The 23,504-nt window shown below is 61.8% G+C and carries 24 protein-coding genes and 1 tRNA gene; 21 read left to right on the top strand and 4 right to left on the bottom strand.

What is annotated here, in order from left to right; genetic code table 11:
* The 6 genes from rplM to maiA all read left to right on the top strand — a co-directional run.
* The coding region (gene rplM / locus V7060_RS15820) for a 50S ribosomal protein L13 (RefSeq protein ID WP_334180202.1) at positions 1 to 237 on the top strand (237 nt) is incomplete at its 5' end.
* Between the two features lie 2 nt (positions 238 to 239).
* Complete coding sequence (gene rpsI, locus V7060_RS15815; RefSeq protein WP_334180201.1) at positions 240 to 632, top strand: 30S ribosomal protein S9; 393 nt, start codon at positions 240 to 242, stop codon at positions 630 to 632.
* A 33-nt stretch (positions 633 to 665) separates the two neighbouring features.
* Positions 666 to 740 (top strand) — tRNA-Gln (locus tag V7060_RS15810).
* Positions 741 to 807: 67 nt separating this feature from the next.
* Entirely contained in the window at positions 808 to 1,554 is a 747-nt protein-coding gene (locus V7060_RS15805; RefSeq protein WP_334180200.1) for a 2OG-Fe dioxygenase family protein, read from the top strand.
* A 63-nt stretch (positions 1,555 to 1,617) separates the two neighbouring features.
* Complete coding sequence (locus tag V7060_RS15800; RefSeq protein ID WP_334180199.1) at positions 1,618 to 2,607, top strand: fumarylacetoacetate hydrolase family protein; 990 nt, start codon at positions 1,618 to 1,620, stop codon at positions 2,605 to 2,607.
* Between the two features lie 98 nt (positions 2,608 to 2,705).
* Positions 2,706 to 3,365 carry a maleylacetoacetate isomerase gene (gene maiA, locus V7060_RS15795; RefSeq protein WP_334180198.1) on the top strand — a complete coding sequence of 220 codons (660 nt, stop codon included), beginning with the start codon at positions 2,706 to 2,708 and terminating at the stop codon, positions 3,363 to 3,365.
* A 70-nt stretch (positions 3,366 to 3,435) separates the two neighbouring features.
* On the opposite strand, the gene V7060_RS15790 is transcribed toward maiA, so the two are convergent.
* Entirely contained in the window at positions 3,436 to 4,572 is a 1,137-nt protein-coding gene (locus V7060_RS15790; protein WP_310161951.1) for a PilT/PilU family type 4a pilus ATPase, read from the bottom strand.
* A gap of 93 nt (positions 4,573 to 4,665) precedes the next feature.
* Between V7060_RS15790 and V7060_RS15785 the strand changes: the two genes are divergently transcribed.
* The 15 genes from V7060_RS15785 (at position 4,666) to V7060_RS15715 (ending at position 21,077) form a co-directional block, all read left to right on the top strand.
* Positions 4,666 to 5,061 carry a DUF4398 domain-containing protein gene (locus V7060_RS15785; RefSeq protein WP_334180209.1) on the top strand — a complete coding sequence of 132 codons (396 nt, stop codon included), beginning with the start codon at positions 4,666 to 4,668 and terminating at the stop codon, positions 5,059 to 5,061.
* A gap of 11 nt (positions 5,062 to 5,072) precedes the next feature.
* On the top strand, positions 5,073 to 5,954 hold the full coding sequence (locus tag V7060_RS15780) for an OmpA family protein (protein WP_334180208.1): 882 nt from the start codon (positions 5,073 to 5,075) through the stop codon (positions 5,952 to 5,954).
* A 189-nt stretch (positions 5,955 to 6,143) separates the two neighbouring features.
* Positions 6,144 to 6,269 (top strand): hypothetical protein, encoded by a 126-nt coding sequence (locus V7060_RS15775; protein ID WP_334180197.1) that lies wholly within the window; start codon positions 6,144 to 6,146, stop codon positions 6,267 to 6,269.
* Between the two features lie 41 nt (positions 6,270 to 6,310).
* On the top strand, positions 6,311 to 6,529 hold the full coding sequence (locus tag V7060_RS15770; RefSeq protein WP_192270526.1) for a YdcH family protein: 219 nt from the start codon (positions 6,311 to 6,313) through the stop codon (positions 6,527 to 6,529).
* A gap of 115 nt (positions 6,530 to 6,644) precedes the next feature.
* A complete protein-coding gene (locus V7060_RS15765) occupies positions 6,645 to 8,015 on the top strand; it encodes a pyridoxal-phosphate dependent enzyme (protein WP_334180196.1) in 1,371 nt (456 codons plus the stop codon).
* A gap of 100 nt (positions 8,016 to 8,115) precedes the next feature.
* Positions 8,116 to 9,306: a cystathionine gamma-synthase gene (locus V7060_RS15760; RefSeq protein WP_334180195.1), complete on the top strand. Its 1,191-nt coding sequence runs from the start codon at positions 8,116 to 8,118 to the stop codon at positions 9,304 to 9,306.
* 57 nt (positions 9,307 to 9,363) lie between these two features.
* The gene (locus tag V7060_RS15755) at positions 9,364 to 10,182 is read left to right on the top strand and encodes an ABC transporter permease (protein ID WP_334180194.1); all 819 of its coding nucleotides are present in this window, start codon (positions 9,364 to 9,366) and stop codon (positions 10,180 to 10,182) included.
* Positions 10,172 to 11,482, top strand: a complete 1,311-nt coding sequence (locus V7060_RS15750; protein WP_334180193.1) for an ABC transporter ATP-binding protein — start codon at positions 10,172 to 10,174, stop codon at positions 11,480 to 11,482. The genes V7060_RS15755 and V7060_RS15750 overlap by 11 nt, the downstream gene beginning before the upstream one ends.
* 92 nt (positions 11,483 to 11,574) lie before the next feature.
* On the top strand, positions 11,575 to 13,626 hold the full coding sequence (locus V7060_RS15745) for a hypothetical protein (RefSeq protein WP_334180192.1): 2,052 nt from the start codon (positions 11,575 to 11,577) through the stop codon (positions 13,624 to 13,626).
* Entirely contained in the window at positions 13,623 to 16,364 is a 2,742-nt protein-coding gene (locus tag V7060_RS15740) for a glycosyltransferase (protein ID WP_334180191.1), read from the top strand. The genes V7060_RS15745 and V7060_RS15740 overlap by 4 nt, the downstream gene beginning before the upstream one ends.
* A 2-nt stretch (positions 16,365 to 16,366) precedes the next feature.
* Positions 16,367 to 17,404, top strand: coding sequence for a hypothetical protein (locus tag V7060_RS15735; RefSeq protein WP_334180190.1), 1,038 nt, complete (start codon positions 16,367 to 16,369; stop codon positions 17,402 to 17,404).
* Positions 17,401 to 18,825 (top strand): hypothetical protein, encoded by a 1,425-nt coding sequence (locus V7060_RS15730; protein ID WP_334180189.1) that lies wholly within the window; start codon positions 17,401 to 17,403, stop codon positions 18,823 to 18,825. The genes V7060_RS15735 and V7060_RS15730 overlap by 4 nt, the downstream gene beginning before the upstream one ends.
* Positions 18,822 to 19,859 carry a glycosyltransferase family 2 protein gene (locus V7060_RS15725; RefSeq protein ID WP_334180188.1) on the top strand — a complete coding sequence of 346 codons (1,038 nt, stop codon included), beginning with the start codon at positions 18,822 to 18,824 and terminating at the stop codon, positions 19,857 to 19,859. The genes V7060_RS15730 and V7060_RS15725 overlap by 4 nt, the downstream gene beginning before the upstream one ends.
* On the top strand, positions 19,852 to 20,220 hold the full coding sequence (locus V7060_RS15720; protein WP_334180187.1) for an EamA family transporter: 369 nt from the start codon (positions 19,852 to 19,854) through the stop codon (positions 20,218 to 20,220). The genes V7060_RS15725 and V7060_RS15720 overlap by 8 nt, the downstream gene beginning before the upstream one ends.
* Positions 20,217 to 21,077, top strand: a complete 861-nt coding sequence (locus V7060_RS15715; protein ID WP_334180186.1) for a class I SAM-dependent methyltransferase — start codon at positions 20,217 to 20,219, stop codon at positions 21,075 to 21,077. The genes V7060_RS15720 and V7060_RS15715 overlap by 4 nt, the downstream gene beginning before the upstream one ends.
* A 55-nt stretch (positions 21,078 to 21,132) precedes the next feature.
* On the opposite strand, the gene V7060_RS15710 is transcribed toward V7060_RS15715, so the two are convergent.
* The 3 genes from V7060_RS15710 to V7060_RS15700 form a co-directional block, all read right to left on the bottom strand.
* On the bottom strand, positions 21,133 to 21,690 hold the full coding sequence (locus V7060_RS15710) for a hypothetical protein (protein WP_334180185.1): 558 nt from the start codon (positions 21,688 to 21,690) through the stop codon (positions 21,133 to 21,135).
* Positions 21,691 to 21,752: 62 nt separating this feature from the next.
* A complete protein-coding gene (locus tag V7060_RS15705; RefSeq protein WP_334180184.1) occupies positions 21,753 to 22,691 on the bottom strand; it encodes an electron transfer flavoprotein subunit alpha/FixB family protein in 939 nt (312 codons plus the stop codon).
* On the bottom strand, positions 22,691 to 23,437 hold the full coding sequence (locus tag V7060_RS15700; RefSeq protein WP_334180183.1) for an electron transfer flavoprotein subunit beta/FixA family protein: 747 nt from the start codon (positions 23,435 to 23,437) through the stop codon (positions 22,691 to 22,693). The genes V7060_RS15705 and V7060_RS15700 overlap by 1 nt, the downstream gene beginning before the upstream one ends.
* Positions 23,438 to 23,504 lie beyond the last annotated feature (67 nt).

Below are 23,504 nucleotides of genomic sequence, written 5' to 3'. Positions count from 1 at the left end.
ACCGGCAACAAGCTGGCCGACAAGAAGTACCACCGCTTCACCGGCTACATCGGCAACCTGAAGACCGAGACCCTGGCGCAGGCGCTGGAGCGCCACCCGGAACGCGTCATCGAAACCGCCGTCAAGGGCATGCTGCCGAAGGGCCCGCTGGGCCGCGACATGTACCGCAAGCTCAAGGTTTACGCCGGCCCGAATCATCCGCACGCCGCTCAGCAGCCGCAGGTCCTGGACATCTAATCATGACTATCACTCAGAACTACGGCACCGGCCGTCGCAAGTCCTCCACTGCCCGCGTGTTCCTGCGCAAGGGCACCGGCAACATCACCGTCAACGACCGTCCGCTGGACGAGTTCTTCGGCCGTGAGACCGCGCGCATGATCGTGCGCCAGCCGCTGGAGCTGACCAAGAACACCGAGAGCTTCGACATCAAGGTCACCACGACCGGCGGCGGCACCACCGGCCAGGCCGGCGCCATCCGCCTGGGCATCGCCCGCGCGCTGGTGGAATACGATGAAACCCTGAAGTCGGAACTGCGCCAGGCAGGCTTCATGACCCGTGATGCGCGCGAAGTCGAGCGCAAGAAGGTCGGTCTGCACAAGGCGCGTCGCGCCACGCAGTTCTCCAAGCGCTAACAGACGCGTTACACTACGCGTCGCTGGTTACACAGCCCCGTCGCCAAGCGGTAAGGCACCTGACTCTGACTCAGGCATTCGGTGGTTCGAATCCATCCGGGGCTGCCAATCCGACGTCCACTGGACATCCGCAAAAGCCCGCCTATGGCGGGTTTTTGCGTTGAGGGGATCTGTCATGGTCGCGATGTTCCAACCGCCTTTCTGCCCGCCCGACGATGCCCTGCGTCGCATGCAGGAGCGCGGTTACGTCGTGCTCGAACCGCGCGCCATGGCCGACGCGGTCGGCGTGGACCTGGAAGCGCTCGATCCCCTGCTGCCGAGTTGGGAGCGGCTGGAGGTCGACGAATACCTCAAGGACGGCGGCCGCTACCGGCGGCGGCGGCATTCCTGCTTCGTGGTCGATGCGGACCGCCTTCAGCAGGCGCCGCATCGCGCGCACTGGCAGTCACTGGACTACAACGCCCTGCACGGCGGCATGCAGCGCTGGTTCCAGCCGATCGAGCCGGGCGTGGCGTCCAGCACCGGTTGGCAACAACTGCTGGCGGGCCTCGGCCGCTGGTGTTCCGCGCTGAAGGGCGAGCGCCCCTGGTACGTAGAGGCGCACCAGTTCCGCATCGATACTACCGATGGGATCGGACGTCCCACGCCCGAGGGCGCACACCGCGATGGCGTGGATTTCGTGGCCGTGCTGCTGCTGGGCCGGACGGGCATCAAGGGCGGCGAAACGCGGGTGTTCGCGGCGGCCGGACCGGATGGCCAGCGCTTCACGCTGGAAGCGCCGTGGTCGTTGCTGTTCCTCGACGACGAGCGCGTGATCCACGAATCCACCCCCATCCAGCCGCTGGATGGTCACGGTCACCGCGATACGCTGGTGCTGACCTTCCGCCGGGACGGATTCCAGGGTGACGCGACGGTAGCCTGATCGTGCCCGCTATTTGATTACAATTGAAACCATGGCGCGTGGGCGCCGGCATCTGGAGTGGCGATGAAGCTGGGTTCCCTGAAGGAAGGTGGTCGCGACGGTACGCTGATCGTGGTGTCGCGTGATCTGGCCCGCGGCGTGCGCGCCACCGGCATCGCGCCGACGTTGCAGCGCGCCCTGGAGGACTGGAGCAACGTCGCGCCGCGCCTCAACGCGCTGTCCGAATCCCTCAATGCCGGCGACGCCGACGGCGCCTTCGACATCGACCTGCAGGCGCTTGCCGCGCCGTTGCCGCGCGCCTACGAGTTCGTCGACGGCAGCGCCTACCTGCCGCACGTCGAGCGCGTCCGCCGCGCACGCAATGCCGAAGTCCCGGCAAGCTTCTACACCGATCCGCTGATGTACCAGGCCACCAGCGCCGCGTTCCACGGTCCGCGCGATCCGGTAAAGGTGGTCAGCGAAGACCATGGCATCGATCTGGAAGCGGAGATCGTCGTCATCACCGACGACGTACCCATGGCGGTCACGCCCGCACAGGCGTCGGGCCACATCCAGCTGATCGGCCTGGTCAACGACGTGTCGCTGCGCAACCTGATCCCGGGCGAACTGGCGAAGGGCTTCGGCTTCCTGCAGTCCAAGCCACGCTCTGCGCTGTCGCCGGTGTTCGTGACGCCGGACGAGCTGGACGACGCCTGGCGCGACAACAAAGTGCACCTGCCGCTGCTGACGCACATCAATGGCGAGTGGTTCGGCGCGCCGGAGGCCGGCGTCGACATGCAGTTCGATTTCGCCCAGTTGGTCGCGCATGCCGCCAAGACGCGCCCGTTGTCGGCGGGCACGATCGTCGGTTCCGGCACCATCGCCAACGAGGACACGTCCAAGGGCGCATCCTGCTTCGCCGAGAAGCGCACGGTCGAGACGCTGCGCGACGGCAAGCCGTCCACGCCCTTCATGCGCTTCGGTGACGTGGTCCGCATCGAAATGACGGATCGTGACGGCCGTTCCATTTTCGGGGCGATCGAACAGCGGATCGAGCCACAACCCTTGCCTTGAAGGTGCGCCCGGTCCCACTGTGAACCCAGGACGGAGCGGGGCAGACATGGACGCGGATTCCGGGCATTCGAAGGCGCAAACCGCGGGGAGCGGCTTGCATGGCTGAGCAACTCAGGCTGTATTCGTACTGGCGCTCGAGCGCCGCCTATCGCGTGCGCATCGGGCTGAATCTCAAGGGTCTGGCCTACGAGACGGCGCCCGTGCACCTGGTCCGCGACGGCGGGCAGCAGCATGCGCCGGGCTATGTCGCCAAGAATCCCCAGCACATGGTGCCCACGCTGCAGCACGGCGCGCGCGTGATCCGGCAGTCATTGGCCATCCTCGAATACCTCGACGAAGCCTGGCCGTCGCCGCGCCTGCTGCCGATGACGGCCCGCGACCGCGCCCGCGTGCGCGCGCTGGCACTGATGGTCGCCTGCGATATCCACCCCCTCAACAACCTGCGCGTGCTGCAGTACTTCGAGGGCACCTGGAACGTGCCGCAAGCCGAGCGCGACGACTGGGTGAAACACTGGATCATGGAAGGGTTCGCCCCGATGGAGGCGTTGCTCGCGGGGGAGGCAGCCACGGGCACCTTCTGCCACGGGCAGACTCCCGGCCTGGCGGACTGCTGCCTGGTGCCGCAAGTGTTCAACGCGCGCCGGTTCGGCGTGGACATGAGCGCCTTCCCGACCATCGTCCGCATCGAACAGGCCTGCCTGGCCCTGCCGGCCTTCGACCTGGCGCGACCCGAAAACCAGCCCGACGCCAACGCGTGAGCGGTGCGTCCGAATGAAAACGGGCGGGTTTCCCCGCCCGTTCCCTGTCGCAATCCTGCGGTAGCCTACCTCAGCCGAAGCCGTGCGTGATGCGTGGCGAACTGTTGCCGGCGTCGTAGTCGGCATAGGGGTCGTGTTCGCCCTTGCTGCCTTCGGACAGGCGGAACTTCAAGGCCAGGCCGTCGCGCGAATCGGCGGCGCGCAGCGCTTCCTCCTGCTCGATCTGGCCCTCCTTCACCATGCGGAACAGACACTGGTCGAAGGTCTCCATGCCTTCCTCCAGCGACTCTTCCATCGCGGCCTTGATCTCGTGCACCTGCCCGCGACGCAGCAGGTCGCGGATCATCGGCGTGTTGATCAGCACTTCGGCGGCCGGCATGCGGCGACCGTCGGCGCCCTTCACCAGGCGCTGCGACACCACCGCGCGCAGGTTCAGCGCCAGGTTCATCAGCACGTTCTTGTGCGCGCTCTCGGGGAAGAAGTTGAGGATGCGCTCGATGGTCTGATCGGCATTGTTCGAGTGCAGCGTCGCCAGGCACAGGTGGCCGGTCTCGGCGAAGGCGATGGCGGCCTCCATGGTGGTGGCGTCGAGGATTTCGCCGATCAGGATGACGTCCGGCGCCTCGCGCATCGCGTTCTTCAACGCATTGTGGAAGGCGTGGGTGTCCAGGCCCACTTCACGCTGGTTGACGATCGACTGCTTGTGCCGGTGCAGGTACTCGATAGGATCCTCGATGGTGAGGATATGGCCGGTGCTGGTGGTGTTGCGGTAGTCGATCATCGACGCCAGCGAGGTCGACTTGCCCGAACCGGTGGAGCCGACGATCAGTACCAGACCACGCGGGGTCATGATGATGTCCTTCAGCACGGACGGCAGGTTCAGCTCTTCGATGCTGGGGATCACGCTGCGGATGGCGCGGATGACCATGCCCACTTCGCCGCGCTGCTTGAACACGTTGACGCGGAAGCGGCCGGCATCCTGCAGGGCGATGGCCATGTTGAGCTCGAGTTCGCGCTCGAAGACCGGCACTTGGCCCTCGTCCATCAACGAGTAGGCGATCTTCTTGACCATGCCGGGCGGCAGCCCGGTATTGCCCAGCGGGTAGAGCTTGCCCTCGATCTTGATGTAGACCGGCGCCCCGGTCGTGAGAAACATGTCCGAGGCGTTCTTCTCGGTCATCAGCTTCAGGAAATAGCCGATGTCCATATGCAAAGCTCCCCACGATGCGCGGCGACGTTGCAACGGCGCCAAAGGCTTCCGACAATGGCCGCGCGCACCCCTCAACGTCACGGCACCCCAATGATCGTTAGCTTCGCACACTTCCGCAGGCCCCTGCATGTGATGGCCACCGCAGTAGCGGCATTGGCCTTGTCCGGCGCTCCTGCCTTTGCACAGGCGGCGCTGACGCCCGAACTGGAAGCGGCGGTGCAGGCCGTGCAGCGCGCCGACCAGGCCGACGCGGACCAGTACGCGCCGGAGCAACTGGCCACCGCGCGACAGGCGCTGGCCCAGGCCCAGGCTGCGCATGCCGCGCGCGACAAGAAGAAGGCGCTGGACCTCGCGCAGCGGGCAGCGGTGGACGCGGATCTGGCCCGCGCGCGCAGCCAGGAAGCCGTAGCGACGGCCGAGGTCGCACATCGCAAGGCGGAGATCGCCGACCTGCAGCGGCAGATCGGCGCGGAGGGCCGGCGATGAGCGCGCCCCGCATGAAGATCCGTGCGACTGTTCTGGGCCTGGCCGCAGTGCTGGCGACGTCGACCGCGATGGCGGCCGACAACCCCGTGGTCGTGCAGCTGAACCAGCGACTGGGCGCCTTGCAGGCCGATCCCGTGCTCGCCGAGATGGCGTCTTACGAAAAGCTGCAGGCCCAGAACGCCATTGCCACGTTCGACAAGGCGCGCCGTAGTCAGCGCGATACCGCTCAGTACCTGGCCGAGCGCCGCGTCGAGATCGCCGAAATCGCCGCCCGCACCCAGGCGGCCCGCCGTGACGTCGAACGGCTGGACCGCACGCGCAGCGAACTGCTGGTGGAAGCGAGCCGTCGCGAGGCCGAGCGTGCCCGTCGGGAGGCCGAACGCCTGCGCGTGCAGGCGCAGATCCAGGCCGAGGAAACCGAGCGTCTTCGCCTGGCGGCCGAGGCCGAAGCGCTCGCGCGGCAGGAGGCGGAAACCACGCTGGACACGGTCGCTGGCCAGCAGGCGAACCGCCTGAGCGCAGCGCGCCAGCGGGAGCTGAAGCTGGCACGCGAGGAGGCCGAGTTGGTGTCCGGCGCCAAGTTGCCGGCGTCGAAGTTCGAGACGCGTGGCGAAGTCTTCACGCTCGGGGCTGACGCGTTCGCCAGCGGCTCCGCCAAGCTGTCCGCGCGGGGGGCATCCAGCGCAAGCGCGCTGGCGGCCTACCTGCAGGCGAATCCCAAGGCTCGCGCCCGCATCGAGGGCTTCGGTGACGGCCAGACGCCGGGGCAGCGCCGTGCCGATGCGTTGCGGGATGCGCTGACGGCGGCAGGCATCGCGAAATCACGCCTGCAGGGCGCCGCCAAGGGTGCGGGCACCAAGGCGCGTGCGCTTGAAGTCGTCATCACGCATTGATTTCCCCATGTAAATCAGTCCTTTGGACGAAGCAAGGCGGCTTTCGGGCAAGTTGTCTGAATACTGCCTTTTCCGTGTAATTCTTTGTAAATCAATTGCTTGACTCAGGCCTTGCCGGGCTGGAAGTCGAGGAGTAGGGTCGTATATCCAAGCGGCTCCCGTCGCTTGGCTCACCGGAGAATCGACCCGATGACGCCAGTACCCATCCCGCAGGAAACCGCCGCCGGCAAGCAGGCCGCAGCGGGCATTCCGGTGGGAAGTGCCCGCGCCACCGACCCGATGCTCCGCTCCCAAGCCAACGCCCCGAGCCTGTGAAGGCCGGGGCGTTCGTATTTCCGCTGAAGGAGGTAACGATCATGTTCGAAGGTCAACCGCAGTCCGACATCGATGCGCTCATCAAGGCTGATCCGGAGTTCAAGCAGCTGTACCAGCGCCACCGCGAGCTGGACAAGAAGGTCACCGACGCCGAACTCGGCGTACTGCCGATCGACGACACCCTGCTCGGCCAGATGAAGCGCGAGAAGCTGCACGCCAAGGAGCGCCTGCTCCGGATCTACGACGCCAAGCCCCACTGACGCCTCCCCCCGAGTTTTCTCGTCGCGGGCGGCGACGGCCTCCTCGTCGGCCGTCGCCGTCCGCGTCACCCAAGTGCGATAATCCCGGCCCGTACCGCACCGGATGCACGGCCGCATGGCGATCCACTCTTCCGTACTCGACCTGATCGGCAACACGCCGATCGTCCAGGCCAGACGCCTCGACACCGGGCTCTGCACCCTCTATCTGAAGCTGGAAAGCGCCAATCCGGGCGGGTCCATCAAGGACCGCATCGGCATGTCGATGATCGAGGCGGCCGAGAAGCGCGGTGACCTGTCGCCGGGTGCGACCCTGGTGGAGGGCACGGCTGGCAACACAGGCATTGGCCTGGCCCTGGTGGCCCAGCAGAAGGGCTACAAGCTGATGCTGGTCGTCCCGGACAAGATGAGCCGGGAAAAGATCTTCAACCTGAAGGCCATGGGCGCGGAGGTCATCCTGACCCGCTCCGACGTGGCCAAAGGCCACCCTGAGTACTACCAGGACTTGGCCGAGCGCATCGCCCGCGAGACGCCTGGCGCCTACTTCATCAACCAGTTCGGCAACCCGGACAACCCGGCGGCGCACGAGTTCGGCACCGGCCCGGAAATCCTGCGCCAGATGGACGGGCAACTGGATGCCATCGTGTTCGGTTGCGGCAGCTCCGGCACCATGACCGGCCTGTCCCGCTGCTTCACCGAGCATTCGCCGCAGACCGAGATGGTGCTGGCCGATCCGGTCGGCTCCATCCTGACCCAGTACATCAACGAAGGCGTCCTCAGCACCAAGTCCGGCAGCTGGCTGGTGGAAGGGATCGGCGAGGACTTCCTGCCGCAGATTTCGGATTTCAGCCGGGTCAAGAAGGCGTATGCGATCAGCGATGGCGAGAGCTTCCATACCGCGCGCGACCTGCTGGCGAAGGAAGGCATCCTGGGGGGGTCGTCCACGGGCACCCTGCTGGCCGCTGCCCTGAAGTACTGCCGCGAACAGACCACGCCCAAGAAGGTGCTGGTGTTCGTGTGCGACACGGGCAACAAGTACCTGTCCAAGATGTACAACGATTACTGGATGCTGGACAACGGCTTCCTCAACCGTCCCCAATACGGCGATCTGCGCGACCTGATCCTGCGTCCCTACAGCCAGCGCGACACCGTGGTGGTCAGCCCGACGGACCTGCTCACCACCGCCTACCAGCGGATGAAGCTGTACGACGTCTCGCAGCTGCCGGTGATGGAAGGCGACCGCCTGGCCGGCATCGTGGACGAGAGTGACGTGCTGCTGCATGTCTATGGCGACGAGGCCCGTTTCCGCGACCCGGTCTCCACCGCCATGGTCAGCAAGCTGGACCGGCTGGACGTCCGCTCGCCGATCGAGGCATTGCTGCCGGTGTTCGACCGCGGACAGGTAGCCATCATCACGGATGGTGATGCCTTCCTCGGCCTGATCACCCGCATCGACCTGCTCAACTACCTGCGGCGCCGCGCACAGTAGGAATTCAGCGCCGTGCCCCGGCACGGGCCGAGCGGCGTGGCATGGACAGTACGTTAAGACCCGGCTGGTAGAATGCGCGGCTGCTTCAAGGACCTAGAACATGGCGCAACATCCTTCCCTCGCCAGCGGAGAAGCCGGCGATCTCGCACTGGGCACGCTGGCCATCCACGGCGGACAGTCGCCCGACCCGAGCACCGGCGCCGTCATGCCGCCGATCTACGCGACGTCCACCTATGCGCAGAGCAGCCCGGGCGTCCATCAGGGCTTCGAGTACTCGCGTACCCACAATCCCACCCGGTTCGCCTACGAACGCTGCGTGGCCGCGTTGGAGGGAGGCTCCCGCGGCTTCGCTTTCGCCTCCGGCATGGCGGCGACCTCGACGGTACTGGAACTGCTGGACAGCGGTAGCCACGTCATCGCGATGGATGACCTCTACGGCGGCAGTTACCGGCTGTTCGAGCGCGTGCGCAAGCGGACCGCCGCACTGGACTTCAGCTTCGTCGATCTGACCGACCTGGCGGCCTTCGAGTCCGCCATCCGGCCGGAAACGCGAATGGTGTGGGTGGAAACGCCCACCAACCCCATGCTGAAGATCGTCGACATCGCCGCCATCTGCGAAATCGCGCACAAGCACGGCCTGCGCGTGGTGGTCGACAACACCTTCGCCTCCCCGATCCTGCAGCGCCCGCTGCAACTGGGCGCGGATATCGTCATGCATTCCGCCACCAAGTACCTCAACGGCCACTCCGACATGGTCGGCGGCATGGTGGTGGTCGGCGACGACGCGGAACTCACCGAACAGATGGCGTTCCTGCAGAACTCCATCGGCGCCGTACAGGGGCCGTTCGACAGTTTCCTCGCCTTGCGCGGCCTGAAGACCCTGCACCTGCGGATGAAGGCACACTGCGAAAACGCACTGGCCTTGGCGCAGTGGCTGGAGACGCATCCCGCGATCGAGAAGGTCATCTATCCAGGATTGGCATCGCACCCGCAACATGCATTGGCGACGTGCCAGATGCAGGGTTATGGCGGCATCATTTCGATCGTGCTGAAAGGCGGCTTCGAGGCTGCAAGAAAGTTCTGCGAGAACACCAGGTTGTTCACACTCGCGGAATCGCTGGGCGGTGTTGAAAGCCTGGTGAATCACCCCGCAGTGATGACGCATGCATCCGTGCCGGTGGAGCGGCGGGAGAAGCTTGGGATCAGTGATGGGTTGGTGCGGTTGAGTGTGGGTGTGGAGGCGATCGAAGACCTGCTTGGGGACATGCGCAGGGGACTTGCGCTTGAATAATATGCGGATGATCGCGGGCCCTTGTCCGCGTGCAGGCAACCGTACGAGAGGCGATTGATGAAAGAGTTTTCAATCAGTCCCGCATCGATGCCTGCCACGCTTATCAAGCATCGTTCGCTGATTTGGGCCCTCGTAAAACGGGAGGTACTCGGGCGCTACCGGGGTTCCATGCTCGGCATTCTTTGGTCTTTCTTCAACCCGCTGATGATGCTGGTCATTTACACCTTCGTATTCAGCGTTGTCTTCAAGGCGCGCTGGAGTGGGGGTTCAGACTCCAAGGTTGAGTTCGCGATGATCCTGTTCTCGGGACTCTTGGTGTTCAACATACTGTCCGAGTGCCTCAATCGGGCACCGACGTTGGTGTTGATGAACGTCAATTACGTCAAGAAGGTTGTCTTTCCATTGGAGATACTGCCCGTGGTTTCATTGGGTTGCTCCCTTTTCCACGGTGCGGTCAGCCTGCTGGTATGGGTGCTCTTCTATCTCGTCTTTTTCGGTGTGCCCCCGGCCACTGCATGGCTTTTCCCAGTCGTGATACTCCCGATGCTCTTCCTGACTCTTGGGCTGAGCTGGTTGCTCGCATCCCTGGGGGTTTACCTGCGCGACGTCAGCCAAGTGATACTTCTGATGACCACGGCGCTGCTGTTCTTGTCGCCAATCTTCTATCCGGTGTCAGCGCTGCCTGCGGAGATACAGCAGGTCATGCACTTCAATCCCCTGACATCGACTATCGAGGATGTGCGGGGCGTTCTGGTCGAAGGGAGATTTTCAAACGGCAGCACCTATCTCCTTCGCATCACAGTGGCCATCGTGGTCTCGTGGGCCGGATTCGCTTGGTTCCAGAAGACCCGGAAGGGGTTTGCGGATGTCCTCTGAGGTCGCCATTTCGGTCGAGAATGTCAGCAAGTCATTCGCGATCTATGAAACTCCTCGTGATCGGCTGAAGCAGTTTCTGCTGCCGCGTCTGCGGCGACTGTTCGGTCTTGCCACGAAGAACTACTACCGAGAGTTCAAGGCGCTCTCTGGCGTCTCCTTCAAGATGATGAAAGGGGAGACCATTGGCATCATCGGCCGGAACGGCGCAGGAAAATCAACCCTCCTCCAGATTATCTGCGGGACCCTTGCAGCTTCCGAGGGTAGCGTGGATGTAAAGGGGCGTATCGCAGCGTTGCTCGAACTGGGCGCAGGTTTCAATCCTGAATTCACTGGCCGCGAGAACGTCATCCTGAACGGTGAACTGCTCGGTTTGTCACGCCGCGAAATGGAGCTGCGCCTGCCCGGAATCGAGGAGTTCGCTGGCATCGGCGAATTCATTGACCAGCCGATCAAGACCTACTCGAGCGGCATGTACGTAAGGCTGGCCTTCGCGGTCCAGGCCTGCGTGGACCCTGAGATACTGATCGTGGACGAGGCCCTTTCCGTTGGTGACATAGGCTTCCAGTACAAATGCTTCAGGAGAATGGAAGAGTTGCGCAGGAGGGGCGTGACCATTCTGATGGTTACGCATTCGACCGGCAGTATCCTCGAGTACGCTGATCGGTGCATCGTGATGGAGGGCGGCGGCGTACAGATCGACACGAACGATGTGTTGGCGGCGGTGCTTACTTACGAGAAAGGAATGCTCGCGGCCAAGCCCAAGCAGGTCTCCGACAACCATCCGGAGCACACGGAAGTGACGGCCGAGGACTTGGCCGCGGCCCAGCGCCGGAGCGTGAATGATGATATTTCCGAAAAGCGATTTGGAACCGCGCGCGCGATCATCGAAAGGATGGACATTACTCGGCGCGATGGCAGCAGTTTCGATCAAAGCCCAGTTGTCAGGTCCGGTGAGGAACTGACCTTCAGGTTCACGATCGCATCGTCCGAAGTGCTCGATGACATTGCCCTTGGTGTCTCGATAACCAAGACGCAAGGGGGAGATATCTGGGGGGACAATAACATCCGTGCTGGCTTCCCCATCATTCTCGAACGTGGCCGGCAAGTTGTCGAGTTCTCGGCGAAACTGCCTATCAGCGCTGGCGAGTACCTAATCCACTGCGGACTCGCGCGTATTGCAAATGGGGTACGCGAAGAGCTGGATCAGCGACGTCCTATTCAGTCCATTAAGTTCTGGTCTCCTCGCGAGCAGGTCGGCGTAGTGTTCGCGCCAGTATCCGCGAAGGCTGGCACGCTGTGATCGCGGCATTCTTGTCGCCATACGCGTTCCGAGGAGTGAGCGCGCCTTACTTATGGGTCTTTTACAAGCTACTGTCGTCCATTGATGAGCCTATGGCGTTCCTGCTTTCGGCCGATTACCTGGAGCCGTGCGATAGCGCCGCGATGAAAGGTAGGACCGAGCTCGGGCAGCATCGCCAGATTGAGCATGGTTATGCTCTTCCGGATGCGGCGATTCTGGAACTGCATCGTTTCTCGCTGCTTGATCCAGAGCTGATGACGCGGCTGCTGCCACGTTTCGGTGGAAATCCTTTGGCTTTCTTCAAAGCTTTCTTGAGTGAAGATGTTCCAGAGATAAGGCAAGCGCTCGAGACTGGCTTGTCTTCGCTTCCAGATGACATTGAGGTAATTCTGAGCTGGAGTAACTGTCCATCTCTAAGCGCAGTTGCCGCGGCACGCGGAATCCCGATAGTTCATCTGGAAGTGGGCCCCCTTCGCGAGCCTCAGTACCGGCCGACGGCTTATTTCGATTTTTCCGGTGTGAACGGGAACACGGAAGCCGCACGGCGCTACGAGAATGATCCGGGCGTCTGGGCGCAAGAGTTCGATGTTCCTGAGCTTCATCGCGCATTCTCATCGACGGAGTGCGAGGAGCGCAGTCCCGGAAATCGCTTGGGCGTGGTACTTCAGGTTGAGGATGATTCGAACCTGATTTCTTTCAGTAATGGCTTCGACAATGCAAGTCTGATTGCGAAGGCGTTGCTGGAGAACCCGCACGAGTTGCCGCTCATACGAAGTCATCCTGGCAGTAGATTTCAAGTCAGGCAGGGGGTGGCGGAGCACGACTCTTCGGCTACCGTCCTGGACTTCCTCGCGCAGTGCAAGAAGGTCGTTTGTGTGAACTCCAGCGTTGGCCTCGAAGCACTTATGTTGGAGCTCGAAGTCGATGTCGAGGGGGATGCGTCCTACGGATTCGTCGTCCGTGAAAAGGATCCCCGACAGCGTGGGCGCAAGTTGGCCTACTTTCTATTGGGCTATCTGGTCCCCTACTCGCAGGTATTCTCCGCCGATTACATCCGCTTCCGTTTGGGTAGACCAGCGGAGGCGGAGATCGCTGCCATGCACCTCCGGGGTCATGGGCTGGAGCAGGATTCGGGCAGTGCTAAGGTCGATGTGCGTCAAGCGCTTCGCCATATGGCGAAGCTGCGCATCGAGAGTACGCGGGCGGACGCCGGGGCAGAAGAGGCCGAAGGTCCCCAAGATGGATGGCTGCTTAGCTATCGGACACGAACCGATGATGGGTATGCAGATGACCTATCGGTTCGGCCCTCCAGCTTGGTGAGTGACGGCGCGGCCAGTGTTGTGAGATTCGTATTGCCATCCGGAGCTCGCCCCGAAGTCGTGCGCGTCAGTGCGCCAGCACTCGCTGGTTGCAACACTCTGCGCGCGATGCGCTGGGGCTGGGGTAGTGAGGCGCGCGGGGAGTTGTCCCCACTCTTCGATACACATCTTCGCCTGATCTCCGCGAGTTGCGCACATTTCCGTGACGGCGAAGCGATGTCACTCCTCAACGATGGCGGTGAGGTCTACTTCGAGTTCTCGGTTGACGATCTGTGGTCTTCCGCCGCCGCCCGCGCTAGCCCAGGACACGGCGTCCTGGAGTTCGTTCTCTCTTATCAGAGCGCGGATTCCGCGATCGCACATGAGCTTTTCAGAATAAGGGAGGGCATCCTTGGCCAAGGCCGCCAAGTGGGCGAGGCCTCTATGCGCGATGAGATCCATCGGGACATCGATGAGCTCTCGTCACGAATGCAGCATCGCTCGAGCCAGCTAGCGCAGATCCGGGCCGAGTTTCTCGAAAGCATCCATGGCCAGTCAGTCCGTCTGAACGATCTGTCAGCTACGGTAGAGAAGATGTGTCGTTCTTTTGAGTCCCTGGCAGAAGTCCAAGCGAGCCAGTCCGATAGGCTGGCCGACATGGCGGCTAGGATCGAGGGGAGGTTGGGGTTGTTGCTTGAGGCCCAGGACCTTCTGAAGAAGGAGTTGGGGGATCAAGCGGAAGCGTTAGGGAAGGCGAACGCAAACATAGATGAAATGAAGCGCATCTCGGAAATGACCTGGAGGCAGAAGTACTTGGCCAAGTGGACCAAGAAGGGCCAGGCATGATCATCGATCGCCTCAAGAGAAGCCGGTTCCGCAACGTGCTCCGTGGCTTGGCGTTGAGTAACCCTTGGCGCGTGCTGCCTGACGCTTTGAAGATTCGCCTCATTGCCTCCAGCCCGCTGCTGGACCCCGAGTGGGTTGGCCAAGTAGCGGGATTTCAAGGAGGGCGACGGGAACTTGCGGAGGCCTTGGTTGGTGATTCGCTGTCACTGGCGTCGCCATTGCTGGGTTTGGATTGGTACAGGTCACGCTATGGCCTGGATGCCACGGCAGGTGAGGCACTCCTTCACTACTGGCTTGTTGGAGACTACATCGGACTCAGGCCCCATCCATGGTTCGATCCAGTGGCTGCGCGCCTTTCAAGCGCGAGGCGGCGGCCAACCCTCAAAGCCGTCCTGGTGCAATACCTGTCCAACTGGAGGGAATTCAATGCTCCACATGCACTTTTCGATCAGGCGTTCTATCTGGCGCATAACGGTGACGTGAGGGAGAGTGGATTCAATCCGCTCATTCATTTCGTGCTTTACGGTGAACAGGAAGGTCGCCGACCGAACGAGTATTTTGATCCAGCGTGGTACAAATCCGCCAATCCCGATGTGGCGAGTTCCGGCGTGGCGCCATCGCTGCACTTCGGCCTTTACGGAGCTGCTGAGGGCCGTAGCCCGGGACCGGATTTCGACGCCTTCGGGTATGTCGTCGACTTGGGGCGTTCATCGCTTGGCGGGTGGGATCCTCTCTCCCATTATCTGGTCGTCGGAAGACCAGCGGGCATCCGGCATCTGAAGCGAGACTTAAGCGTGGCCCGGTTGACAAGCCAGGTAGATAGCGTTGCGAAACGACGACCGAACGCGCCGGTTGATGTCATCGTTCCCGTCTATCGCGGGCTGGAAGAGACACGAGCCTGCATAGAATCGGTGCTGGAAAACATGCCCAAGAACAGGCTTCGCCTGCATCTCTACAACGATGCATCGCCTGAGCCTGAGATCACGGAATTCTTGCGTGCGTTGGCGGCCGAGAATGACCGACTAATCTATGTAGAAAATGATGAGAACCTCGGTTTCGTAAGGACAGTCAACAAGGCGATGAGGTCCGCATTGCTTTTCCCGGATTTTGACAGTGTCATCTTGCTGAACAGCGACACGGAAGTTTCAGGTGACTGGGTTGCGAGACTTCGGGGCCATGTGGACGCGAACAGCGATGTCGCCACCGTGACAGCCATGTCAAACAACGCAACCATCTGCAGCTATCCGCAGCTGGGCGCCAATGCCGTTCCCGAGGGGGAGACGGTGGGAAGTATCGATTCGCTGGCGGCGGTCACCAATGCCGGGCTCAGTGTTGAGCTGCCGACGGGCGTTGGATTCTGCATGTTGATCACGGCTGAGGCGTTGCGCAAGATCGGCTTGTTCGATGAGGAGGCGTTCGGCAAGGGCTACGGTGAGGAAGTCGACTTCTGCCAGCGTGCGATGCGCAGTGGCATGAAGAACTTGCTTGCGCTCGATGTATACGTCAAACATGCCGGGGAAGTCAGCTTCACCACCTCAAGCAAGCCGAGCAAGCTGATTGGTGAGGAGATCATTCGCGGGCGCTATCCCGAGTATGCAGGCGATGTGACCAATTTCGTGCGCGGTGACCCCGGCCTGCATGCGCGGATCAGGCTGACGTTTGCTCGATGGCGCACCTCGGCCATTAATGTACGCATCCTGTTCACTCATGCCTTGGGTGGGGGGACCGAGCGCCATGTGCAGGACGTGGCGCGCGCGACTCCATCCGGCAACAGGACGATCGTGATCCGCCCCGTGCAAGGTTATGCCCAGAGAGTGAGGGTCGAGTGCCCTCATGCGACGGACGGATTCGCTGTAGAGGTGGATGTGAAGAACGCCCACGAGCTCTCCGGCTTGCTGCTGGCGATGGGAGCCGGACGCATCCAGATCCACCATGTACTTGGGTTCACCGAGGTGCTACGCAAGGCGATCGCGATCTCGCGCCTTCCGTTTGACTTCGTGGCCCATGATTACTTTGCTGTTTGCCCGCAGGTAACGTTGACCGATGCGTCGGGAAATTACTGTGGCGAGCCTGCACTCAAAGGTTGCGACGAGTGCATAAGCATGCGGCCCAGCCATGGTTCGAGCGACATCCGGAACTGGCGGATCCACAATGAGTGGCTGGTGCTCGGTGCGAGTGCTCTCGCAGCACCAAGTGGAGATTGCGCGTCGCGGATGCAACGCTATTTCCAGCGCGCCTTCCAGGCCGTGCCGCACGAAGACCTGAGGTCGCTTGGTACCTTTGACGTACCTGCCGGTGGGAGGACGAAGCGTCGAGTCGTGCTGCTCGGCGCCCTCGCACCCCACAAGGGTAGGAAGCTGGTACTCGAATTGGCCGAAGAGGTGCTGAGAAGATCATTGCCGCTTGAAATCCACCTCATCGGCGACCCTCAAGGCGAGGTTCCGAAAAGACTGTCGCCGGTGTTCTCGAGTTCCGGCAGGTACGATGATTCGAAGCTTGATGAGCTCGTTGTCGAGGCACAGCCTGACATCATCCTTTTTGCGTCGCAGGCGCCGGAGACCTATTCATATACCTTGACGACGGCGCTTCGCTCCGGCGTCCCGATCGTTGCAACCCATCTGGGTGCGTTCATAGAACGATTGGCGGGGAACGGCCTCCACAGGACAGTTCCTCCGACGATCTCGGCTGGATCGCTTGCTGATCTCCTGCTGTCGATCCCACGGGGGCGACGATCATGATCATGCGGATAGCCGTCATCCCCGAGCGGCTGGGAGGCGTTCTGTCGCCCTGTGGAACGATTCGACTGTCAACGTTCTTCGATGCGATTCGCGATGCGACCCATGGTCGTTGGGAGGTCCGTTACCTCGTTGCAGAGGAAGTCGAGGCATTCCAACCCCATGTCATCGTGTGGCAGCGTGTGGCGCTGCCCACTTCGGATGATGTCGCTGCGGTTGTGAAGGTCGCGAAGGCAGTCGGTGCGACCATGATCTACGATCTGGACGACAACCTGTTCGAGCTGGATGATCAGTTCGAGAGGCGCATGTACGCCGAGAAGCTCGAAGCAGTCCGAGCGTCGTTGCAGGCTGCGGACCAGGTTTGGTGCTCTACACCCAACTTGGCTGGAAATTCGGCTGCCATTTCCAGATCGCCTCCACTGTTGATGACGAATGCGTTGGATCCAGGCCTGTGGGTAACGGACTGTGGCCCGGTCTTGGCAAGTGGTCCGATGTCGAGGCTGCTCTACATGGGTACTCGTACACACGCTGCCGATCTCGACCTACTCAACGAAGCCATGGCCCTGCTTGAGCGGCGCGCGCCGGGCAGGTACAAGTTAGATGTCGTCGGTGTGTCCTCGCACTATGTTGAATTCCCATGGCTCGAGGTGCTAGCCATCCCCTCGCACGTAGGTGCGTCCTACCCGGCTTTCGTGTATTGGCTTTGCCGGCAAGGCGCTCGAAGGCTGGGGGTAGCTCCTTTGCTGCGTTCGCGATTCAATGACAGCAAGAGCAACATCAAGGTGTTGGACTACGCCGCGCTTGGCATGCCCGCCTTGGTTTCGGACGTGCCGGCGTACTCGTCGCTTCGCGCCGACATGGATTGCATGAAGTCAGACAATAGCGCCTTGGCGTGGGCGACCAGCATCGAGCGAGCCTGCGCGGACGAGGCTTTGACCTCCAGAGTCTTGTCGAGCGCGACGAGCCTGATTGGAGAGCAAGTGTTTGGCGATGCCGTAAGGTTGCGTATGGACGCCATTGATCGAGGATTGAGCAGAGTATGAGTCATCTACGAAAGGAAGCCGGACGGACGCTGCCCTTCATCCTTGGGGTGATCGTGCTGACAGGTATCGTCGCCAGGTTCTACTCTTGGCCAGGATTCGCGACGCATGACTCGCTATTCATAACCCGAGAGGCTCTCGAGGGTGAGTACACGACTTATCATCCTCTCCTGAACGCGTTGCTCGTCAGGTTTCTGGCGGTTCCGCTGGATTCCTACTGGCTCTACACCAGCTTGCAGATTGCCTGGTGCTGCATGCTGCTGTACCAGTCCTTACGTCACTCTCTCCATCGCCAAGGCGCCCGGCTTCTTGGGTGCGTCGCCGTGGTTGCTTGGGCTGCGTCACTTCATACGCTGCTCTACCTCGGCGTCGTCTGGAAAGATGTGCCTATCGCATATGGCTTGGTGTTCATGGCTGCACTCGCTTACAGGATGAGGGCCGAGCCAGGGTATCGGGCAACCTGGATGGATGGCCTCTTGTTGGGCCTTTCGCTGTTCTTCTGTCTTGGCATGCGCCACGGAATGATCTTCAACGCGGTATTGTTGCCTCTCTTGCTCGGCTGGCGCAGTGTCCTTGCGCAACGCAGGCTCTGGTTGCCGATTGCGCTCGCGATAGTTGGCTTTGCCGGGCTTCAGGCGATTGGCGCGAGCAAGTTTGTGAGCAATGACAACGCACACATGCTGCGATTGAAGGTCTCTGCCGTTTCGCAACCATTCTTGGCCATAGTTACGAACAAGAATGGCTACAATTCGGACGATCATGAGTACGATCGTCGACTCGCAGTACAGGCGTTCGGTACCGACTACGCGAAAGAGTTCTCTCCAGACTACTTTCGGAACAATCCAGCGCCCATCTCGGAGGGCGAGCTCGATCACGTCTACCGGGCCATCCTAAAACGCACCCCCAGGCTATGCGCTAACAATTTCTCGCTATGCGTCTCATCGAGAGTTCAGATGTTCCTGGGCACACTCCAGCCGTCGACTTCGTTCGGTGGCATGACGTTCTACGATCTGGGAACGTTCCAGGACTGCGGTCAAGTTTTCGGGATGATTGAGGCGCAATGCAAAGTCCTCGACCGATTTGAGACTTCCGAGAAGCCCGCCTGGGCGTTGGATGTCCAGCGGAAAGTTCAGTCGGGTTTGGTGGAGACACGAGATCCACTGGTTCGCGCCGTTTTCTGGAATCTTCTGCCAGCCCTATTCCTGCTGGCCGCCATGCTCGCGTTTGGACGGGCGTTCTCCCCCCTCTGGCTGGTGGCGGTATTCTTCATCGCACAGCTCGCGCTCCCGTTCATGACGGCGATGGCCAATGATTTCCGCTATTACTACTTCTTGTTCCCCTTCGCTGTCGTCTTTGCGCCACCAGCGCTCCACTTGGCAGCGAAGGTGCTGGCCCGCGAGTCCGAGGCGAGGATGGAGCCATGAATGAACCTGCCGTTCCGGATGCACTTGAGATCCAGTCGGGGACTTCTTGCATCGCCGTCGTCATCCCGTGCTACCGGGTCACGCGGCACATCATGGGCGTCCTTTCCAAGATTGCGCCAGAGGTGGATCTGATCTACTGCGTCGATGATGCATGCCCGGACGGTAGCGCGGACTTCATAGAGCGGCATTGCGTCGACCGGCGTCTACGCATCCTCAGGCACGCAGAAAACCAGGGCGTCGGAGGCGCGGTCCTGACAGGGTATGACCAGGCGGTGGCCGACGGCGCTTCCGTAATAGTCAAGATCGATGGCGATGGGCAAATGGATCCGCGACTACTGATGGCGTTCGTCAACCCCATCCTGCGTGGTGAGGCAGACTACACCAAGGGCAATCGCTTCTTCGACCTCAAGCGCATCCACGAGATGCCAAAGGTCCGGATCTTCGGCAATGCGATCCTCTCCCTGTTTACTAAACTCTCGACCGGGTACTGGGATCTTTTCGATCCGACCAACGGATACACGGCGATCCATGCGAATGCGGCGAGGTTCGTGCCACGGGAGAAGATCAGCAAGCGCTACTTCTTCGAGACCGACATGCTTTTTAGGCTGAGCATATTGCGCGCCGTGGTGGTGGACGTCCCGATGGATGCGAGTTATGGCGATGAAGAAAGCGGCTTGAAGATCAAGCGGATCGTTGGCGAATTTGCGGCCAAGCACGCGCGAAATCTCTTCAAGCGGATCGCGTACAACTACATATTGCGGGACTTGCCCCTCGCTTCGCTCCAGTTGTTCGTGGGGTTGGGCCTCCTGGCATTCGGCCTGATCTTCGGGTGCTGGCATTGGTGGATATCAGCGTCCACAAATGTGGGTGCTACCACCGGGACTGTGATGATTCCCACGATGTCCCTGTTGGTGGGCATACAATTGGTCTTGGCGTTCCTTTCGTACGATATCGCGAACGTGCCCAGGCGCGTCATGCACACCCTTTTGGAGCAACGTTTGGCAGCGCTCGCGGTGAGGTCTTCGAATGAATGACCCGATTCGAATAGGGTGGGGGACCGCGCTTTTGCTCGCGGCGACGCTCCTGCTGCTCAGCCTAGGGCAGATCCTATTTAAGTGGGCATCGAAGGGCGTCTCGTTCGGAGATCCCCGCAGCCTGTTGTCCCCGAGCCTGTTGTCCGGCCTGTTCGTTTACGGCTTGGCCACGATAATGTGGATTCTGGTACTCAAGAGGCTACCTTTGTCGCTCGCCTTTCCGTTCTACGGGCTGACGTTCTTGTTGGTGCCATTACTCGCACACTCCCTTATCGGCGAGAAGATCGGCTACCAGACCTTGCTTGGAGGTGGCATCATCATGCTCGGGGTTTTCGTAACGAGTTGGGGAAAGATCGCATGAGTGAGTGTCCGGCATGTGGGGCAACGCTCACCCCGGGAGTTGCGCCCTGGCATCTCAAGTGCACCGACTGCTCCTACGAAGGGAGCAGTCTGGAGCCGAGGATTCTCGATCAGAAGGCCGGCAACGACTTGGACGAGCATGCGCGCGAGGATGCGCTGCGAACGCTACGCATCGCCAATTTCGACCTCCTCGCGAAGCGCGTCGCCCTGTTGCTCCCGGCCGGTTCTCAAGGACCTCGGCGCTTGCTGGATGTCGGTTGCGCGCACGGTTGGTTCCTCCAGCGCATGAGCGGCGAGTATGATGTCGCGGGGATCGAACCGGATCCGTTGATTGCCGACGTCGCACGTGGCCGTGGCTTCGATGTGAAGAGTGGTTTCTTCCCGGACGTGGTAGGGGCGGAAACGTATGACCTCATTGCCTTCAACGACGTACTGGAGCACATCCCCGACGTCGCTGGCACCTTGGCCGCGTGCCATGCGCACCTCAATGCCGGCGGGCACGTCATCGTCAATGCGCCCGACCGCACGGGATTCCTCTATCGCCTGTCGAAGGCGATGGCTCGTGTCGGCTTAAGTAGGTCGTTCGACCGCATGTGGCAGGTTGGTTTCCCATCGCCGCACCTGCACTACTTCGATACTCCGAACATGCAGCGTTTGGCACGCAACGCAGGATTTTCCGTGGCCGACACGTTCGCCCTTCCCACCGTGAGCCATGATGGGCTTTATTCGCGTGTCAGGTATGACAAGTCGGTGTCGGCAGCGAAAGCAGGATTGCTCACTGCCGTCCTTGGCGCTCTCATACCGGCACTAGCGATACTGCCGGCTGACATCCGGGTCTGGATTCTGCGCAAGGACTGAGTCGCAGATGCGAGGCTACCGGCGCAGCATGCGCGCCGGCGGACCGTTGGATGCTCTATTGCTCGACGATCATCATGAGTGGACTCGCGCATGAAACTTGTACGCCGGCCTCATCGTGGAGAATTGACACTTTATATTCACCTGCCGGTACCTGCAGCGTAGGTAGCTCCAACTTGAAGCCTGCATTGGTTAGTGCCTCAGCTTTGTATGCGGTTGCAACGTCATCCCGTTTGATGCCTGCAGGGCCGGAGATTGAGAAAGCGTTTCCAGGCTTGGAAATAACAACGGTCACGTTGCCAGGATTCGTGAGGCTTGTGGTGGCTGCCCACCCTTCGAATGCGACCGCGCCCGCGCTGGACACCTTGAACACGCCTTCCTGTGGCGAGTTGCCATTAATTGCATCCAGCGCGCAAAGCTCAACTTTCCCAAGCGATTCGAGATCGGCCGTAAACTCTGAGAACTGAGTCGTAGGCGGCTGGGCCTGTTCAGTCGAGGTGTCTGCAGGTACCGCCGGGGTGACAGCCGCAGGTTCCTGGTACTCAGATATTTTGTCGTTACAACCGCTGAGAGCGATCGCGATAAGCGTGACGGCGGGAATTAGTTTTCGACTCATGAGTGAGGTGTCCTCGTTAAGTTGAACCACGACGGGGCTGGCGAAGCTCGTAGCGGTTGAGTTCAGAGTTGGGACTCAAGTTCAGGCAACAGGGTAAACAAATTCCCCACCAACCCAATATCCGCAATCTCGAAGATCGGCGCTTCGCCGTCCTTGTTGATCGCCACGATGGTGCCGGCGTCCTTGATGCCGGTCAGGTGCTGGATGGCGCCGGAGATGCCGACGGCGACGTACAGCTCGGGGGCGATGATCTTGCCGGTCTGGCCCACCTGCAGTTCGTTCGGTACGTAGCCGGCATCGACGGCGGCACGCGAGGCGCCCACGGCGGCGCCCAGCTTGTCAGCGAGGGCGTAGATGACCTTGAAGTTGTCGGCGGAACCGACACCACGGCCGCCTGAGACGACGCGCTTGGCGCTCTGCAGGTCGGGGCGGTCGGACTTGCCGGCGGCGAGGCTGATGTAGCGGGTGTGCGTCGGCAGGGCGACGTCCACGCTGGCGGCTTCGACGGTCGCGCTGCCGCCCTTGGCGGCTTCCGGCCAGGAGGCGGTACGCACGGTGGCGACGACCGTCTGGTCGGCGGGAACGTCAACCGTGATGATCGCGTTGCCAGCGTAGATCGGGCGCTTGAAGGTGTGTGGTCCTTCCACGGCCATCAGGTCGGAGACCTGGTTGACGCCGAGCAGGGCGGCGACGCAGGGCAGCAGATCCTTGCCGAAAGTGGTGGACGGCGCGAACACATGCGTATAGCCCGCGGCGAGCTTGGCGATCTGCGGGGCCAGCACCTGGGCGATGGCATTCGCGTTGGCGGCATTGGCGACGGTCAGCACCCTGGCGACGCCGGCGATCTGCGCGGCTTCGGCGGCGATCGCGGTCGGGTCGGCGGCCAGCACGGCCACGTCGATGGCGTCGGCCTTCACGGCGGTGGCGGCGCTGACGGTCTTGGCGGTGGAGGCGTTGAGCTTGCCGTCCAGGTGTTCGGCGATGACGAGAACCTTGGCCATTACAGCAACCCCTTCTGTTTGAGTGCGGCGACCAGTTCGGCCGCATCCTTCACCATGACGCCCTTGCTGCGCTTGGCAGGCGGGGCGTAGTGCGTGGTCTTGTGCGTGTCGGCGGCGTCGACGCCCAGGTCGGCCAGCTGCAGCGTCTCCAGCGGCTTGCTCTTGGCCTTCATGATGTCGGGCAGCTTGATGAAGCGCGGCTCGTTGAGGCGCAGGTCGGTGGTGACGACGGCCGGTAGATCGACTTCGAGCGTTTCCAGGCCCGCATCGACTTCGCGGACCACGGTGGCCTTGCCGTCGGCGATGTCGAGCTTGCCGGCGAACGTCGCCTGCGGGCGGCCCCACAGCGTGGCCAGCATCTGGCCGGTCTGATTGGCGTCATCGTCGATGGCCTGCTTGCCGAGGATCACCAGGTCCGGCGATTCCTTTTCGACCAGCTTGAGCAGGGTGCGGGCGGCGGTCAGCGGCTGGATGGGCTGGTCGGTCACCACGTGGATGGCACGGTTGGCGCCCATCGCCAGGCCGTTGCGCAGGTGGGCCTGGGCGTCGGCGGGTGCGATGGTGGCAACCACCACTTCGGTGGCGATGCCCTTGTCGCGCAGGCGCAGGGCTTCTTCCAGCGCGATTTCGTCGAAGGGATTGGGGGACAGCTTGACGCCTTCGGTGACTACGCCGGACCCGTCCGGCTTGACCTGGATGCGGACGTTGTAGTCCACCACGCGCTTGTAGGCGACGAGAATCTTCATCCTGCGGGAATTCCTGTATTCGACGGTGAGGCCCGGCCGCGGCGGCTGACCGAGGGCAGACGTGGGA

The sequence above is a fragment of the Pseudoxanthomonas sp. genome (assembly GCF_036845285.1).
GTDB lineage: Bacteria > Pseudomonadota > Gammaproteobacteria > Xanthomonadales > Xanthomonadaceae > Pseudoxanthomonas_A.
This window is presented reverse-complemented; position numbering and strand designations above follow the sequence as displayed.